Source organism: Nocardia brevicatena NBRC 12119 (genome assembly GCF_000308495.1).
Classification (GTDB): Bacteria; Actinomycetota; Actinomycetes; order Mycobacteriales; family Mycobacteriaceae; genus Nocardia; species Nocardia brevicatena.
On the sequence record NZ_BAFU01000070.1, the window covers coordinates 98,459 to 115,030 of the forward strand.

Here is a 16,572-nt window from a genome sequence, read left to right on the forward strand (position 1 = left end):
GGTTTCCGCGATACATATTCGCCCTGTTCGCACGGCGTCGGAAGGGTTTCGAACGACACCGGCACGATCCCCATCACATCCGCCCGCGACCGCACCGAATCAATAGGCCGGATCGATGGGACCTATAGGATGACCCCATGAAGCGCTGCCGGCGATCGGAGCGGACGGTACTCTGTTGCGGTGCAACCCGTTCGACGCGCCGGCCTCATCGCCCAGGTTACCGAGCAGCTGCGTGACGATATCCGTTCGGGCCGCTGGCCGGTCGGCTCCCGTATCCCGACCGAACCCGAGCTCGCCGAGATCACCGGTACCGGACGCAACACCCTACGTGAGGCCGTGCAGGCACTGGTCCACGCGGGCATGCTGGAACGTCGGCAGGGCTCCGGCACCTATGTGATCGCCACCTCCGAGGTCGGCGGCACGCTCGGCAAGTACTTCGCCGACGCCCGGGAACGCGACATCCTGGAACTGCGTCAGGCCCTGGACACCACCGCCGCCGCCCTGGCCGCCCGCCGCCGCGACGAGACCGATATCGACACCTTGCGCCACCTGTTGGACGAGTGCGACCGGCTGTGGTACTCGGACAACCGCGCCGAGGCCATCGACGCCGACGTGCAGCTGCACCGCGCCATCGTGCTCGCCAGCCACAACGCGGTATATCTGGAGTTCTACGATTCCCTGCTGCCCAGCATCGCATCGGTGATGCGCTCGCATATCGAGAAAACCGACAATCCCTACGAGGCCGAACACCGCGAACTGATACGGGCGATCATCGACGGCGATCCCGAACGCGCCGCCAGGACCGCGAGCTGTTTCCTCGGCCATATGCTCGCCGACTATCCCGATCGGTGAGCATCGACGACTCGGTAACCAATCCATCCCCGCCCCCACCGGCGGGCGCGTGAGGTGGACCCGAGCGGATTGTGATCCGTCGCCCCGTAGGGGCTGTGCCGCTTCCCCACGCCACAGCCCCTACGTCCATCCGCACGCGGCGGAGCCGCGATCACAGCAAGAAACGCACCATATCGGCCGTCCGCGCCAATCCCGGTAAGGCCTCTGGGGTGGACCGCGGATGCAATGCGTGCACCGCCAGCCGAAAGATCACCGCCCGCAACAGCATCTGCGGCCATTCCGGCAGATCCGACCAGCGTTCCAGCAGCCCGTCGTCCGCCCCGCCCCAGGACAGGGCGTCCACCACGACCACCCCCGCCGCCCACTCCGCGGGCCGCCAGTAAGGGGTGATATCGCTGAGCCCCGGCGTCTCCAGTCCGGAGAACAGCACCGTGCCGAACAGATCGCCGTGCACCAGCTGCGCCGGGCTGTGTACCGGCTTGCGCAGGGTGGCCAGCTGGCCGATCAGTTCCAGACTGCGCCGACCGTCCGGGGCCTCCGGTATCGCACCGGCCGTGCGCAGAGCCCGCAGCGGCGCCACCTCCCAGGCACAACGGTCGGCGGCGACGAATACATCCACGTCCATCCAGGGCGTCATCGGCGGCTGGGACAGGAACCGGGGCCGTTCCAGTCCGGCGGTGGCGGCGTGCAATCGCAGCGATATCGACACGACCTCGTCGTGCCGCGGTTCGGGCACGCCACCGAGATGGGTGTCGGCACGCCACCCGGACACCACATACCGGCCGTCGGTGGCACGCACCGGGCGGGCCAGACGCAATCCATCCACCTGCAGCGTTTCCCGCACCTTCGCCGACCACGCCGCCCTGGCATGGTCGGCGACCGGGCTGAGCACCACATCACCGAGGCGCCAGCCGCCCTCCCAGTCACCCAGGGGGACCGGGGACACTTCACGTAGGCCGAATGTGGCCCGCACATGCTCGGGAGGTTCCACAGTGGTGGTCACGGCCGTACCGTACTCCCGGCGAAGCACCCCGAACAGCACGCCGCACCATGGACGACACGCCGAAGTCGAACTGCAACATTCACCTCGGATCGCCTCCTGGCGCGCCGCGCCGGTGTCGGGTTCCCGGCCCCGCGTCGCCGGCCGCTCAGTAGACGGGCAGTGAGGGGTCGATCTGCTTGGCCCAGGCGATGACTCCGCCCTGCAGATGCGTGGCGTCGGCGAAGCCCGCGCGCTTCAAGGCCGCCAGCGCTTCGGCCGAGCGCACACCGGTCTTGCAGTGCAGCACGATCTTGCGGTTCTGCGGCAGCTCCGCCAGCGCCTCACCGGACAGGATGCGGTCCTTCGGGATGAGGGTGGCGCCTTCGATGTGCACGATGTCCCACTCCACGGGTTCGCGCACGTCGATCAGTTCGACATCGCCGGCGTCGAGCATATCCTTCAATTCGGCCGCGGTGATGGTCGAGCCGACCGCAGCGGCCTGGCCTTCCTCGGACACCACACCGCAGAACGCCTCGTAGTCGATCAGCTCGGTGATCGGCTTGCGCTCGGGGTCCCGGCGCAGTTTGATGGTCCGATAGGTCATATCGAGAGCGTCGTAGACCATGAGCCGACCCAGCAGCGGCTCGCCGATACCGGTGATCAGCTTGATGGCCTCGGTCACCATGATCGACCCTATGGACGCGCACAGCACGCCGAGCACACCGCCCTCGGCGCAGGACGGGACCATACCGGGCGGCGGGGCCTCCGGGTACAGGTCGCGGTAGTTGATACCGCGACCGTCGGGGGCGTCCTCCCAGAACACCGAGGCCTGGCCCTCGAACCGGTAGATGGAACCCCACACATACGGTTTACCGGCCAGAACGGCGGCATCGTTGACCAGGTAGCGGGTGGCGAAGTTGTCGGTGCCGTCGAGGATCAGGTCGTATTCGCGGAAGAGTTCGACCGCGTTCTCCGGTTCCAGCCGGACCTTGTGCAGCCGGACATCGATACCGGAGTTGATCTCCAGGATGGAATCGCGGGCACTGTCGGCCTTGGACCGGCCGATATCGGATTCACCGTGGATGACCTGGCGCTGCAGGTTGGAGGAATCCACCTCGTCGAATTCGACGATGCCGAGGGTGCCGACCCCGGCGGCGGCCAGGTACAGCAGCGCGGGCGAGCCCAGTCCACCGGCCCCGATCACCAGCACTTTCGCGTTCTTCAGCCGTTTCTGCCCGTCCATCCCGACATCGGGAATGATGAGATGGCGGCTGTAGCGGGCGACCTCGTCCCTGGTCAGCTCCGCGGCCGGCTCCACCAGAGGCGGCAGGGACTTCGGTGATGACACGTCCAGAACTCCTCGTATCGAATTGGCCGACAGCAGTGTGACGGGCGTCTGCTCGTCGCGGTGCCTGTCCCCGGTACAACACCGCCGTGCGGGCCGTTTCTTCCCTCCATCGTCGCGTATCGACCGCGCTCCCCGCCAACCGCCCCATGGCAGCGGGATGTTCACCCGCGAGGATACGGCCACGGATTGAAACGGCATCGCTTCCCGTCCATCGGTACCACGCCGTGCGGGTCCAGGGCGGCGATCTCGTTGTTGGCGGTGCCGAAGGTCTGCTGCATCATCACCGGGGCCAGCCCACCGTCGTTCTCACACGGCTGGTGCTGGTGATAGCCGATGGCATGGCCCACCTCGTGGTTGACCAGGTATTGGCGGTAGGAGCCGATATCGCCGTTGAACGCCAGGGCACCGCGCACCCACCGGGCCTCCGACAACACCACCCGCGCGAGGTCGGAGTTGTAGCAGGAGGAATCGATGGGGATCTCGAAACCGCAGAGGTTACGGGTGGTTTGGCGGGAGGTCAGCGAGATACGGAAATCCGGTTCCCCGTGATCGATTCGCCGGAAGGCGAACTTGCGGTCGTGCACCCAACTCTTGGGGTTGGCGAGCGTGGAATCCACCATCCGGGCGACGGCGTCGTCGCCGCCGATCGCCGAGGTATCGATGCCGTTCTCGACCTCCACGGTGTAGCTGAATACGTACTGTTCGCCCACGCCCTTCTGGTCGGTGCCACCCCGCGCCACCCGCCATGCGCCGGCGCCTGATTCGGCGAAGGCGCCGCCCTCGGGCAGCGCACCGGTCGGCAGATCGGCGGGGAACTCGCCGTCGCCCGGCGGAGCGCCGATGATCCCCGCGCGAGACGGTGGGGTGCCGAGGGTTCCGAGTGCCGGCTCGCCGGTCTCCAACCCGGTCTCCGGACCGGTACGAACGGCATCGATGATGACGAATACGGTGAGCACGAACAGCAACGGCAGCGCATAGGCGCGCCATCCGTAGGTGGCGACGAACCGGCGGAGCATGCCCGGCCTCGCGTGGCGGAGGGAGAGGTGCGGCTCGTCGACGGTGGGGTCCCATTCGGCGCGCAAGGGCCGGCGCTCGGGATCGGCCGGCGAGTATTCCGCCGGTGCGCCCGGCTTCCGCACCGCACCGTCGTCCATCGCGGTGTCAGGTGCGTCGGTATCCGGGGCGGTGAGGGTATCCGGGGCGGCGGGCTCGTCGAGGTCGCTATCGGACGTGGGAGCATCGCCGGCCGCGGCGCGGGCAGGGGCGGAGTCGCGCGGGCGGTGCACATTGCGCTCATCCCCGGAGGCACTGCTGCTACCGCCGGAGATCCTGTCCGGTCGGTCGATCACCTCACCAGGCTCTCATAACGCCCCACGTCGACGAGCAGGTGCTGTAGCGGGCGGGCAACGATCCACGGCCGGGCCGTGCTATACACCGTCGAGACGGACAGGTTTCCCCACCCGGGTCGGCAACGGCCCCACAGGCGAGTATGGTGCTCAAAAGACCCGGTACACACCCCTTCTGCCGGGGAAGCGACTGGGAGATCCGATATGACCGACCTCGTGGACCGGATGACGTCCCGGCGTACGCCATCCGAGACCGTACCCGCCCCCAAACGGGGAACCCGCCTGCCGCGCGACGAACGGCGGCAACAGCTACTGGCCGCCGCCAGTGAGGTATTCGTGCTCCGCGGCTACCACGCCGCCGGAATGGACGAGATCTCGCAGTGCGCGGGAGTGAGCAAGCCCGTGCTCTACCAGCACTTCACCAGCAAGCTGGAGCTGTACCTGGCCGTGCTGCAGAACTATGTCGACATGCTGGTGTCCAGCGTGCGCCAAGCGCTGCGCTCCACCACCGACAACCGGCAGCGAGTACGTGCCGCCGTGCAGGCGTACTTCGATTTCGTCGACAACGAGATGCAGGGCTTCCGGCTCGTCTTCGAGTCCGACCTCACCAATGAACCGCAGGTGCAGCGTCGGGTGGAGCAGGCCACCGAAGCCTGCGTCGACGCCGTGTACGACCTGGTCGCCCACGATTCCGGCCTGGACCCGTACCGGGCCCGTATCCTCGCCGTAGGCCTGGTCGGCACGAGCCAGTTCACCGCCCGCTACTGGCTGGAGGCCGACCGCCCCATCCCCAAGGACGACGCCGTCGATACCACGGTGGCCCTGGCCTGGGGCGGCCTCTCCCACGTCCCCCTACACCCGGTCGACGTCCCCCTACACCCGGTCGACTGAGTTCCTCATGCGTAAACGGGTGCGACCAACCGCACCCGTTACAACCCTTGGTCCCCTCGGCCAACCCGTTACCCCTTCGGCAACCCCGGCCTCCGGCAACCCAGGTCGGCTCGCCACACCCTCCAACCGAACCACCCTTCATCCGACCCAACCGCCCCGTTACCTTTTCGTGTGCCCCTGCGGATGCCCCCCTCGATCTCTCGCCCTTTCCACCCCGGAAGCAACCCCGTCGGGGACCGCGCCGTTGCGGCCCGTCTCGTGTTTGCGCACCCCGAAGCGCCGTGCCGAAGGCACAAGTCTCGGGGTGCGCAAACACGAGACCCAAGGGGGCCGCGAACACGCCCGCGCGGAGTGCGGGCCAAACTACACAGCCGCGAAACCCACTCGCCCGGCGGTGGCGGTGCCGATCTCCACGTAGGCGACCTTGGCGGCCTGGATCAGGAATTTGCGGCCTTTGTCGTCGATCAGCGAGACAACGCCGCTCGCGCTGCCCAGCGCTTCGGACACCAGCGCCTCGACTTCTTCGGGGCTCTGCGAACTGGTGATGACGAGTTCGCGCGGGCTATCCGAAATACCGATCTTGACCTCCACGGCCAACCTCCGAACCTAGTTACCTGTGCTGTCCCTGCAAGGCTAGTGCAGCGCTGTCCCGGGCGAGTACACGGTGCACTGCGCTGTGGGCGAACATCCGCCGCACGCGGCATCCGGGAAGTGGTCAGGATTTCGGTTCGATCAATTGGATCTCGAGTTCGATCTTCACGGTGTCGGAGAGCATTCCCGGCAGTGCGCCTCCGACGCCGAAATCGGTCCGTTTGATGGTTCCTGTCGCGGAGAAACCGGCGTGCCGTTCGCCGGTCGGCCCGAAGACGCCGACACCTCCCCATTCCACGTCCAGGGTGACCGGTCGGGTGATATCGCCGAGGGTGGCCGTCCCTTCGACCACGAAGGTCTCGGCGACCCGTACGGGCCGGAGTGCCCGGAACACCAGCGTCGGCCGGTTGGCGACGTCCAGGAAGTCGGCGGTGCGGATATGCGCGTCGCGGTCCGGGTTCCCGGTGTCGAACGAGTCGAGGTGGATGGTGGCCCCCACGGCGGCGGCGCCGGATTCGTCGACCACGAACTCCGTCTCGAAGCGCTCGAACCGACCGCGGACCTTGGCGATCCCGAGGTGGCGGATGGTGAAGGCCACCGAGGAGTGGGCGGTGTCCAGTGCCCAGGAACCCGGACGCAGCGCTTGTTCGGTAATGGTGTTGTCGGATGTTGTCGTCATGACACCGACGATTCCCGGCCCGCGGTCCGCTATCCAGACCCGGTTTATCCTGGACCTGACAGGGCGCGGCTATCGGTGTCGGGACCAGGCACCATGGACGCATGGCTTCGAACGCGTTCGCCGACTATCTCCGCAGGCGCCGCACCGAACTGCACCCCACCGATGTCGGCCTGCCCGCGGGTGGGCGCCGGCGTACTCCGGGACTGCGCCGTGAAGAGGTCGCGGTACGGGCCGGTGTGAGTGCGGACTATCTGGCCCGGCTGGAACAGGGCCGCGATACGAATCCCTCGGCGTCGGTGGTGGAGGCGCTGGCCGACGCCCTGCTGCTCGACGACAAGGAGCGCGCCGTATTCGGATGGCTCGCGCTCACCAGCAGCCATGCCGGTCGGTGTCCCGAGTCCACACCGGCACCGGACCGGGTTCCGGAGACCATCGAGACCATCCTCGCCGCACTCGAACCGAATCCGGCGTTCGTGCTGGGCCGCCGGCTCGATGTCCTCGGCTGGAACCGTGCCTGGGCGGGTTTCGCCACTCCGCTGGGCCTGCTCGACGACCCGGCGGAGGTGAACCTCGCGCATTACACGTATACGCATCCCATGGCGCGGCGCGTGCTGCGGAACTGGGCCGAAGCCGCCGACATATTCGCCGACGCGCTCCGGCGGGCCAACCTGCGTTGGCCGGGTGATCCAGAACTACGCCACACCCTCGAGGCCTTGCGCGGGCATTCGGATTTCGACGGGCACTGGAGGCCCCAACGCCCGGGCACGGATATGTCCGGCATCCTGCGTTTCGACCATCCGGATCACGGCCGGGTCGATGTGTCCTTCGAGATGATGGAGGCCGACCGGGAACAGACCCTCGTGATCTGGCTCGTCGACCGAGCGCATACCGCGGCGCCGGCGCTGCGGCTGATTCGGCCGCGCGCGGTCGGCGAGTGACGAGACGAACGCCGTCCCCTGTTCCTACAGGCCCAGCACCGCCATCCGCTCGGCGTGCGCGGTCTGCATGCGTTCGAAGAGGGTGGCGATACCGTTGAGGTCGCCGGTGGCGGCGAGGACCAGTTCGGTCAGTTCGTCTCGCTGCGCCATCACATACTGGGCCTGAGTGATCGCCTCGCCGAGCAGGCGCCGCCCCCACAGGGTGAGCCGGTCGCGTTGGGAGCGGCTCGTCGTCACCGCACGTCGTACCTCTTCGACGACGAACTCCGAATGGTCGGTCTCGGCCAGGACATCGCGCACCACCTCGGCCACCTCGGGGCTGAGGACCCCGGCGATCTCCCGGTAGAAGTCGGCGGCGATCCCGTCACCGACATGGAACTTCACCATCGATTCGAGCCAGGTGGACGGGTCGGTGGAACGGTGGTAAGAGTCCAGGGGACGCACGAACGGGGACATGGCGTCGTAGATGTCCACCCCTCGCTCGGTCAGCGCCGTCTCCAACCGCTCGAAATGCGCCATTTCGGCCGTCGCCATCTTCGCGACCGCGACCTTGCCGTGCAGGCTCGGCGACAGCGCGGCCTCCTCGGACAGCCGGTAGAAGGCGGAGATCTCACCGTAGGCGAGCACCGCGAACAGGTCGGTGACACCGGGGTGGTCGACAGGGATGGGTGAAGAGGCCGGTTCGCTCGGCGTAACACCCAGCGCGGCGGGTGACTGTGCTCCCATGACAATCCAGCCTAATACTCGGTTCCCGTCACCCCCGAGCACGGCTCGGATGTCCGGGCGACAGGCGGTTCTGTCGACCGTCGGCCTCAGGCGGGGGTGGTCAGGAACTTGTCGAGGTAGGTCCAGGTGGTTTCACGGGCGGTGGTGCCGGTCAGGATGCCCAGGTGGCTGCCCGGCGCGGTCTCGTAGTGCACGGTGGCCGCGCCGGTGAGAGTCCGGGTGCCGCCTCGAACGGAGGCGGCGGGGGTGATGACATCGCTCGGCCCGCCCACCAGCAGCACCGGCGCGGTGACCTCGGACAGCCGGATCTCCCGGTGGCCCAACCGGACGACACCGCGGCCGATGTCGTTGTGCAGCACCAGCCGACCCCACAGTTGCCCGTACAACCGGCCGGGGTAGCCGGGCATCTCCGCCATGAACCGGTCGATGGACTCCATTCGGGCCAGGGCCTCGGTGCGGGTGATATTGCTCGCCACGAACCAGGGGCGTTTCACCTCACGCTCCCAGGCGGTGATCCGGTAGGCGAGCCGCGTCATCCGGGCCGGCACTCCGCCGGCGGCCCGGATGGCGGTGGTGACTCCCATCCCGCCGGTGAACCGCGCTGCGGCGCGCAGCTGTGGGATTCCGGGCATCTTGTCGTAGTCCAGCGGGGCGCCGACGGCGGTAATGGAGCGGATCGGCAGTTCGGTGTGCGCGGCGGCGGTGAGCAGCGACATGGTGCCGCCGAGCGACCAGCCGACCAGGTCGACCGGCGCTCCGTCGCGGTCGGCCGAGGTACGCAGGATCGCTTCGGGCAGGATGTCGTCGATCCAGTCCTCGAAGCCCATGCGCCGGTCCGCGAAGGTGATCTCGCCGTAGTCGATGACATGGGGCACGCGGCCGGTGTCCAGCAGGAACCGGACCAGGCTCTGGTCGGGGCGCAGGTCGAAGCAGCTCGCGGGCGCGGCCAGCGGCGGCACCAGTAGCACCGCCGAATCGGGCGGGGAGCCGGGGGAGGCGGTTTGGGTGGTCACGGCCACCGGTTCGAAACGGAGCAACCGACGGTGCGGTTCGTCCCACAGCACGGTCGCCGGGGTGGGTTCGGGTGACTGCACGCCGGGGCCGAAGGTCAGTGCCCACGCGTTACGCGCGGCCAGGGTGACGGTGTCTGCGATGCCCACGCCATGAATGTCTCATACACGTGTGCCGTCGGTGCTCCCCGGCTCACCGCCCGCACCGCTTCGCGACGCGACACGTGGAGGCGAATTCATCGGCGCGACACTATTCGCCATACCGGGTGAATCGTGCTGTCGCACAACCCACTCGACGGGCGCGAATATAAAAAGGGCATTTTTCCGCTTAATTAACTTCGGCGGCTTTTCGGGGGCGGAACAATATCACGCTACAATCGCTACGGACAACGGAAAATGTATCGCCCGATCGAGGCCACAGGGGTTGTACCGATACCCCGGGTGGGCGACGCCGAAAGACACGACCGGCGTGCCACGGCTCGTCGGTTGCGGCGAGGTGGATTTCCGATGTCCATGGAAAATGTGCGCGCACCAGATCCGCGTCACCGAGTGCGCCGCGCCGATGTCTCCTCCAGGTAGTCCCCGATGGGCGGACTCCGCTGACATCAGGCGGCGGCCGGGTGAGTATCGCAGGCGGATCCGTGGTTGTCGTGGACCGGCCGGTCCGCCCCACGCCTCGTGCGCGTGAAGCGCGATAACGAGGGAAGGCACGAACCTGAGCAAGATCACAGTCGAACAGGAACCGGGTCTGGCGGACACGCTGCTGACGGCCGAACTGGACGAACGGCACACCGCCCCGACATTCGCCGCATTGGGCGTCCACGCCGATATCGTGCGGGCCCTCGGCGAGATCGGAATCGAACGTACTTTCGCAATTCAGGAACTCACCCTGCCGCTGGCACTCGCCGGTGAGGACCTCATCGGCCAGGCCCGCACCGGTATGGGCAAGACCTTCGGATTCGGGGTGCCGCTGCTGCATCGGATCGCCGGCGCGGATTCCGGCATCGCGCCGCTGGACGGAACCCCGCGGGCGCTGGTCATCGTGCCGACGCGGGAACTGTGCCTACAGGTCACCCAGGATCTGGAGAACGCGAGCAAATACCTGCGCGGCGGACAGGGCCCGTTGCGGGTCGTCTCCATCTACGGTGGGCGCCCCTACGAGTCCCAGATCGCGGCGCTGCGCGCCGGCGTCGACGTCGTGGTCGGCACACCCGGGCGGCTACTGGACCTGGCCGACCAGCAACGCCTGGTCCTCGGCAAGGTCGCCGTCCTGGTGCTGGACGAGGCCGACGAAATGCTCGACCTGGGGTTCCTCCCGGATATCGAACGCATCCTCGGCATGGTCCCGGACGGTCGCCAGACCATGCTGTTCTCGGCGACCATGCCGGGCCCGATCATCACGCTGGCCCGCACATTCCTCACCCGACCCACCCATATCCGGGCCGAGGAGCCGCACGATTCGGCCGTCCACGATCGCACCGCGCAATTCGTCTACCGGGCGCACGCACTGGACAAGGGTGAACTGATCGCGCGGGTGCTGCAGGCCGAGGGCCGCGGCGCCACCATGGTCTTCACCCGCACCAAGCGCACCGCGCAGAAGGTCGCCGACGAACTGGCCGACCGCGGCTTCGCCGTCGGCGCGGTCCACGGTGATCTCGGACAGATCGCCCGGGAGAAGGCACTGGCCAAATTCCGCAAGGGCACCATCGACGTCCTGGTGGCCACCGATGTCGCCGCGCGCGGAATCGATATCGACGACGTCACCCATGTGATCAACTACCAATGCCCGGAGGACGAGAAGACCTACGTCCACCGCATCGGCCGCACCGGCCGGGCCGGTCGGGCCGGTGTCGCGGTCACCCTGGTCGACTGGGACGAACTCAACCGCTGGACGGCCATCGACGCCGCACTGGGGTTGGGTATCCCCGATCCGGTGGAGACCTACTCGCGGTCCCCGCATCTGTACGCTGATCTGGGCATCCCGGAGGGGGCCACCGGCCAAGTCCGGAAACCGCAGCCCGAACGCGATCCCGACGCGATCGTCGCCGAACGCCCTGAGCGGACCCCGCGCAAGCGCAACCGCAGGCGCACCCGCGGTGGAAAACCCCTTGACGACCACACCGACACCGAGTCGACCCCGACCGATGCCCCCGCCACCGACTCCGACTCCGACTCCGACTCCGACTCCGACAACGGTGACAGCAGCGCTCCCCTGAGCGCCCCGGGCGACGCGGACGCCGAGGAGCGTCCGGCCCGGCGGAGGCGGCGTCGCCGCCACAAGTCGGCCGACGGCGCCGATACCTCCGCCGAGGCCCCGGCCGGCGCGACGGACGACACCTCGGACGCCCACGCCGGCGAGGCCGATACGAACGAGACCGCACCGGCCGCCGACAGCGCCGCGGCGGATACCGTCGAAGCGGGCTCGACGGATACCGCCGAGACGGGCGGCGACCGCCCGGCCCGGCGGCGCCGACGTCGCCGCAAGACCGCCGATTCGGAGGCCGACGGTGACACCGGAGCGGTCGACGGCACCGCGGCCGACGCACCGGCACCGACCGTATCGGAACCCAGCGGCGACATCGGGCCGACGAGCGCGGACCGCACCACCCGCAGGACACGCTCGACGAACCGTAAGGCCAAGCCCGCGGGCGACGAGACGATATCGACGGCCGACAGGTCGGAGTCGACGGGCGCAGGCCGGGAGTCCACCGGCGGTTCACCCGAAACCGACACCGCCCGCAGCGCCGAGTCCCGCGCGGCCGTTCCCGACGTCGCCGCGACAGCGCGCGCGGGCGAGTCGGTGACGGCGGGCAGCGGCGTTGGGGCGGGGGCGGCCATGGGTTACACCGCGTCGGCGTAGCCCACCGATCCGATACGCTCGCACCCGTGCTCGCACCAGAGCGGCGGACGCGCGCCGATGTCATCACCGCCGTCGCGATCGCCGTGGTCCTGGTGATCGCGGCGGTCTCGGCGTGGGCGTGCAGTGATGCCCGCGGCGCCGAATCCATCACCGCAACCGAACCCGCGCAGCGTCCGCCGAACGCCGATCGGCTGCCCACGCGGCCGAAGGAGCTGTGGCGTGCCCCCGATACGGCCGGTGCCCGCGTCCTCACCTCCGAAGGCGCGGTCGTCACCGCCGACGGTGGGATCGTGACCGGCCGCGACCCTGTCACCGGCGCGGAGTTGTGGCGCTATCGGCGCGATCTGCCGCTGTGCGGGGTGGAGTCGCAGTTCGGCATGGTCATCGCGGTGTACCGGGACGACCGCGGCTGCAGCCAGACCACCATGCTCTCGGGCCAGGACGGGCGGCGCCGCACCGCTCGCAGCAGCTATATGGACGAGACGGTCCGCCTGTCCACCGACGGCACCTATGTGCTCGCCCTCGGACCGCGGCGGCTGGAGGTGTGGCGCTCGGACCTGGTGCGCACCCTCGAGTACGGGTACGTCGATGCCAGGGTCAATGCGAAGACCCAGCCGCGCCGAGGTTGCGCTCTGATTTCGGCGGCGAGCAGCCCGTCGCGGCTCGCGGTTCTGGAGCGCTGCCCGAACGAACCGGCCAACCGGCTCACGGTGCTCGATCCGGCGCCCGAGGACAACACCGTCCCCGAGGAGTTCGGGACCCACGTGCTGGACGGACCGGGTGCCGATTCCCCCGACGCGCGGGTACTCGCGGTCTCCGACAACCGGATCGTGCTCTATCGGCCCGGGGCCGGCGGCCGGACCTCGCAGGCTCCTCGCCTGACGGTTCTCGACGCCACGGGCAATCCGCTGGTGGTACACGAACTGTCCGCTCCTCTCACGGCCTACGCCACCACCACCCGAATCGGTTCGGCCTATTTCGTTTTCACCGGCAACAGTGTCATCGCCCTGCACGCCAGTACCTTCGATCCGATGTGGACCGCCCCCAACACACTCGGTGGCCCGGCCCTGATGGCGGGCAAACTGTTGGTCCCGGTCCCCGGCGCCATAGCCGCCCTGGACCCGGCCACCGGCACCGAAGTGACCCGAATCCCCGTGCAACGCAAGGACCACGACGGCTCCCCCATTCCGATCGGCGTCCTCGGCACCACCATCCTCGAACAACGCGGCGGCGAACTCGTAGCCCTCGGCTGACCTCCCTCACCCGGGCACCCCCATACGCCCTGTCACCGCCAGGACGGTCCGCACTGTGTCGCACGCGCTGCGCCGCACGTCCGCACCGGCGACGAAGCCCTCACCGAACCGGATATCCTGGTCGGCTTCGACGACCCGGCCGGCGAAGCGACGCGGACCGGCAACCGCATCCGCGGCCTTCTCACCGGCAGCCATCCGGCCCTGGAACGAATTCCAGGACCCGGATCTCGCGGCCCGTCTCGTGTTTCCGCACCCCGAAGCGCCGTGCCGAAGGCACAAGTCTCGGGTGCGGAAACACGAGACACCAGGGGGCCGCGAACACGCCCGCGCGACAGCGCCGGCCGAACAACACTGTCGGTGCTCTCGGGCACAGTGAGGGTATGAGCGAGACAGCACAGCCCACCGGGACCGCACAGCATGAAATCACCCGGTACGACGATCCCGACGCCCCCTGGAACCAGCAGGCCCGGGAAGATTCCAGCACCTGGAACCACGATGTGATCCGGGAGTTCCGCGCCAACGACGGCCGGGTCGGCGGCGCCTACGAGGGCGGGACGCTGCTGTTGCTCACCACCACCGGCGCCAGGACCGGTAAACGGCATGTGGTGCCGTTGGGGGCGCTGTATCGGGACAACACTCTCTACATCAGTTCCTTCGTGGAAGACCGCTATCCCGCCTGGTATCACAATGTGCGGGCTCATCCGGAGGTCATCGTGGAACTCGGTGACCATATCCACCGTGGCGTCGCCCGGGTTCTCACCGGCGCCGAATACGACGAGTTCGCGGCATGGGTCCTGCGGAACAATCCGCTTCTCGCCGAGTTCCAGGCCACCGTCGCCCGACCGGTCCCCCTGGTGGTGTTGACTCTCGACGACCCGGCCTGATCGCCGTCGGCGGCGGGCGGGCATCATGGATACCGCCGAGGACGACGGTCACGCGGGTGCCCGCACGCGTCCCGGCAAACCGGTGCCCGCCCGTCGGGCAAACCCCGTGTTTCCCCGACCACCCACGGAGTCCCTTCACGTGCAACCCATCGTGCGCCGCGCCATCCCGGACGATATCCCTGCCTTGGTCGACCTCGTCTACGACCTGGCCGAATACGAGAAGGCCCGGAACGAGTGCACGCTGACACCCGAACAGCTGCGGACCGCCCTGTTCGGTCCGGCGCCCGCGGTGTTCGCCCATGTGGCGACGCTGAGTGGCGCGGTGGCCGGCTGCGCCATCTGGTTCCGGAACTTCTCCACCTGGGACGGCGTGCACGGCATCCATCTGGAGGATCTGTACGTCCGGCCCGAGGCTCGTGGCGCCGGGCTCGGCAAGGCGCTCATCGCCGCGCTGGCGCGGGAGGCCGTCGACCGGGGCTATACCCGGCTCGGCTGGTCGGTGCTCACCTGGAATACTCCCGCGATCGAGTTCTACGAGGCGCTCGGTGCCGTCGTCCAGGACGAATGGGTCGGCTATCGGCTCGGCGGTGAGGCGTTGACCACGCTGGCCGCGGCCGTGTAGGGGGCGGGGTTCAGGACCGAGTGGAGGGGTCCTCGCCCGTGCCCGCCCCGTATTCCGACGCCATCCACCGTGAGGTCGCCGGGAGGAAGAGCAGCGCTAACGCTGCGACCACGACCAACCCCAGCACCGAGCCGTAGAACGGCTGGTGGGAGTCGGTGAGCAGCGACCACACCACCGGAAGCAGCAGGAGTTGCGCGATGACCGCGATCGCCCGCCCCCACCGGTGGCCGAACAGCAGCCCGATCCCGGCCGCCAGCACCGCACCCCCGAGAATCCCGAACCAGGCGGCCGTCCCGTAGCCGTTGGCGGCGGTCTGATCGTGTCCCAGCAGGCCGCGTACCACCAGTACGATCGCCACCATCACCGCGACCGCGCCTTCCAGGGCCACCAGGGCGCCCGCGCTCCGGACGGTCGGGGGTGCCTTCTCCACGTCATCTCGCTCGACCACGCCGCCAGCCTACGGATGTGACGGCGGTCGCGTCCGCCAACCTCCCGCCCCCTGTCCTACCGTCCGGGCGGCGAGGAAGGAGCCGGTGTACGGCTCCTTCCCGGCACGGCCGGCGCCGGATCGGCGTCCGACCGTACCCAGTAGGGTGCGGGGGTGCGGACGTTGTTGATCGTGAATCCCAATGCGACCTCCACCACGGCGGCGACCCGAGACCTGTTGGCACACGCTCTGGAAAGCCGGACCCAGCTCACCGTCGCGCACACCCAACATCGCGGTCATGCGGCCGAACTGGCGCAATGGGCCGCGACGAACGAGATGGACCTGATCGTGGTGCACGGGGGTGACGGCACGGTCAACGAGACGGTCAATGGTTTCGTCCCGCTGCCCCAGGTCGACGACGGCCAGGCGTGGCGACCTCGGCTGGGCGTGATCCCGGGTGGTTCGGCGAATGTTTTCGCGCGGGCGCTCGGGGTGAAACCCGACCCGGTGGCAGCCACCAATCAGCTCATCGACCTGCTGGGGGTGGAGGGCCGTCGGCCGGGGGCCTCGGCCGACCGGCGGATCGGGCTCGGTCTCGCCGACGATCGGTGGTTCTGTTTCAGCGCCGGCGTCGGTCTGGACGCCGATGTGTGCGAGGCGATCGACGCCAGTCGCGCGGGCGGTCACGCCGCTACGCCGAGCCGCTACCTGCGTACCACGGTGCGGCAGTTCTTCCGCGCCAAACGCACCCCGCCCCGGGCAACGGTGCAGGTGCCGGGCCACGAGCCGGTCGAGGGAGTGCACTACGCGTTCGTCACCAACACCACCCCGTGGACATATCTGGACTCCACCCCGGTGTGCACCAACCCCAATACGCGCTTCGAATCCGGTCTCGGCGTGTTCGCCGTGCGAACCATGGCATTACTGCCTACACTGCGCCTGGCGACACAGCTGTTGTCACCGAACTCCGAGCCGAAGTCACGGAAATTGTTCCGAGACGACGATGTTCCATCGGTTCGCATCTCGAGCGCCGAACCAATCGGCCTGCAAATCGATGGCGACTTCATCGGCAAACGCAGCGTGGTGGAATTCACGGCCGTCCCGGATGTCTTGGACGTGATCGCGCCTCGCCCGACCCAATCGGTGTGACCGGGAGGACAACG

General features: G+C 68.4%; 15 protein-coding genes and 2 pseudogenes. 9 read left to right on the plus strand and 8 right to left on the minus strand.

Going from position 1 to position 16,572, the window contains the following annotated elements; all coding sequences use genetic code 11:
- Positions 1-180 precede the first annotated feature (180 nt).
- Positions 181-852 (plus strand): FadR/GntR family transcriptional regulator, encoded by a 672-nt coding sequence (locus ON20_RS19495; protein WP_040837448.1) that lies wholly within the window; start codon positions 181-183, stop codon positions 850-852.
- Positions 853-1,003: 151 nt separating this feature from the next.
- On the opposite strand, the gene ON20_RS19500 is transcribed toward ON20_RS19495, so the two are convergent.
- The 3 genes from ON20_RS19500 to ON20_RS19510 all read right to left on the minus strand — a co-directional run bounded on the left by ON20_RS19500 (position 1,004) and on the right by ON20_RS19510 (position 4,531).
- Positions 1,004-1,855, minus strand: a complete 852-nt coding sequence (locus tag ON20_RS19500) for a TIGR02569 family protein (RefSeq protein ID WP_040837759.1) — start codon at positions 1,853-1,855, stop codon at positions 1,004-1,006.
- Between the two features lie 145 nt (positions 1,856-2,000).
- Positions 2,001-3,182, minus strand: a complete 1,182-nt coding sequence (gene moeZ / locus ON20_RS19505; RefSeq protein ID WP_040837760.1) for an adenylyltransferase/sulfurtransferase MoeZ — start codon at positions 3,180-3,182, stop codon at positions 2,001-2,003.
- 161 nt (positions 3,183-3,343) lie between these two features.
- Complete coding sequence (locus tag ON20_RS19510; protein ID WP_245547329.1) at positions 3,344-4,531, minus strand: DUF3152 domain-containing protein; 1,188 nt, start codon at positions 4,529-4,531, stop codon at positions 3,344-3,346.
- Between the two features lie 201 nt (positions 4,532-4,732).
- Here ON20_RS19510 and fasR point away from each other — a divergent pair, with 201 nt between their 5' ends.
- Positions 4,733-5,419 (plus strand): HTH-type transcriptional activator FasR, encoded by a 687-nt coding sequence (fasR, locus tag ON20_RS19515; RefSeq protein ID WP_040837449.1) that lies wholly within the window; start codon positions 4,733-4,735, stop codon positions 5,417-5,419.
- 363 nt (positions 5,420-5,782) lie between these two features.
- On the opposite strand, the gene ON20_RS19520 is transcribed toward fasR, so the two are convergent.
- Both ON20_RS19520 and ON20_RS19525 read right to left on the minus strand, forming a co-directional pair.
- Complete coding sequence (locus tag ON20_RS19520) at positions 5,783-6,010, minus strand: DUF3107 domain-containing protein (protein WP_040837450.1); 228 nt, start codon at positions 6,008-6,010, stop codon at positions 5,783-5,785.
- A 124-nt stretch (positions 6,011-6,134) separates the two neighbouring features.
- Positions 6,135-6,689 carry a YceI family protein gene (locus ON20_RS19525; protein ID WP_040837451.1) on the minus strand — a complete coding sequence of 185 codons (555 nt, stop codon included), beginning with the start codon at positions 6,687-6,689 and terminating at the stop codon, positions 6,135-6,137.
- Positions 6,690-6,790: 101 nt separating this feature from the next.
- Between ON20_RS19525 and ON20_RS19530 the strand changes: the two genes are divergently transcribed.
- Positions 6,791-7,627, plus strand: coding sequence for a helix-turn-helix transcriptional regulator (locus ON20_RS19530; protein WP_040837452.1), 837 nt, complete (start codon positions 6,791-6,793; stop codon positions 7,625-7,627).
- Positions 7,628-7,651: 24 nt separating this feature from the next.
- Here ON20_RS19530 and ON20_RS19535 read toward each other — a convergent pair whose 3' ends face one another.
- Both ON20_RS19535 and ON20_RS19540 read right to left on the minus strand, forming a co-directional pair.
- On the minus strand, positions 7,652-8,353 hold the full coding sequence (locus ON20_RS19535; protein ID WP_040837454.1) for a ferritin-like fold-containing protein: 702 nt from the start codon (positions 8,351-8,353) through the stop codon (positions 7,652-7,654).
- 86 nt (positions 8,354-8,439) lie between these two features.
- Positions 8,440-9,513: an alpha/beta fold hydrolase gene (locus ON20_RS19540; RefSeq protein WP_040837456.1), complete on the minus strand. Its 1,074-nt coding sequence runs from the start codon at positions 9,511-9,513 to the stop codon at positions 8,440-8,442.
- 598 nt (positions 9,514-10,111) lie between these two features.
- On the opposite strand from ON20_RS19540, the pseudogene ON20_RS19545 reads away from it, so the two are divergent.
- The 5 genes and pseudogenes from ON20_RS19545 to ON20_RS19565 all read left to right on the plus strand — a co-directional run.
- Positions 10,112-11,470: pseudogene (locus ON20_RS19545) on the plus strand (DEAD/DEAH box helicase); the annotation flags it as partial.
- Positions 11,471-12,249: 779 nt separating this feature from the next.
- Entirely contained in the window at positions 12,250-13,476 is a 1,227-nt protein-coding gene (locus ON20_RS19550) for an Rv3212 family protein (protein ID WP_040837457.1), read from the plus strand.
- Positions 13,477-13,507: 31 nt separating this feature from the next.
- Positions 13,508-13,716: pseudogene (locus ON20_RS41050) on the plus strand (IS110 family transposase); the annotation flags it as partial.
- Between the two features lie 140 nt (positions 13,717-13,856).
- Positions 13,857-14,360: a nitroreductase/quinone reductase family protein gene (locus ON20_RS19560; protein ID WP_040837460.1), complete on the plus strand. Its 504-nt coding sequence runs from the start codon at positions 13,857-13,859 to the stop codon at positions 14,358-14,360.
- Between the two features lie 148 nt (positions 14,361-14,508).
- Positions 14,509-14,982, plus strand: a complete 474-nt coding sequence (locus ON20_RS19565; protein ID WP_040837763.1) for a GNAT family N-acetyltransferase — start codon at positions 14,509-14,511, stop codon at positions 14,980-14,982.
- Between the two features lie 10 nt (positions 14,983-14,992).
- On the opposite strand, the gene ON20_RS19570 is transcribed toward ON20_RS19565, so the two are convergent.
- Positions 14,993-15,343 carry a hypothetical protein gene (locus tag ON20_RS19570; RefSeq protein WP_245547344.1) on the minus strand — a complete coding sequence of 117 codons (351 nt, stop codon included), beginning with the start codon at positions 15,341-15,343 and terminating at the stop codon, positions 14,993-14,995.
- A 240-nt stretch (positions 15,344-15,583) separates the two neighbouring features.
- Between ON20_RS19570 and ON20_RS19575 the strand changes: the two genes are divergently transcribed.
- Positions 15,584-16,558 carry a diacylglycerol/lipid kinase family protein gene (locus tag ON20_RS19575; RefSeq protein ID WP_040837464.1) on the plus strand — a complete coding sequence of 325 codons (975 nt, stop codon included), beginning with the start codon at positions 15,584-15,586 and terminating at the stop codon, positions 16,556-16,558.
- Positions 16,559-16,572: the final 14 nt, after the last annotated feature.

Coding starts and splice junctions, on each gene's coding strand:
- ON20_RS19525 (WP_040837451.1), bottom strand. CDS start 6,689: ATGACGACAACATCCGACAACACCATTACCGAACAAGCGCTGCGTCCG.
- fasR (WP_040837449.1), top strand. CDS start 4,733: ATGACCGACCTCGTGGACCGGATGACGTCCCGGCGTACGCCATCCGAG.
- ON20_RS19535 (WP_040837454.1), bottom strand. CDS start 8,353: ATGGGAGCACAGTCACCCGCCGCGCTGGGTGTTACGCCGAGCGAACCG.
- ON20_RS19530 (WP_040837452.1), top strand. CDS start 6,791: ATGGCTTCGAACGCGTTCGCCGACTATCTCCGCAGGCGCCGCACCGAA.
- ON20_RS19570 (WP_245547344.1), bottom strand. CDS start 15,343: ATGGTGGCGATCGTACTGGTGGTACGCGGCCTGCTGGGACACGATCAG.
- ON20_RS19560 (WP_040837460.1), top strand. CDS start 13,857: ATGAGCGAGACAGCACAGCCCACCGGGACCGCACAGCATGAAATCACC.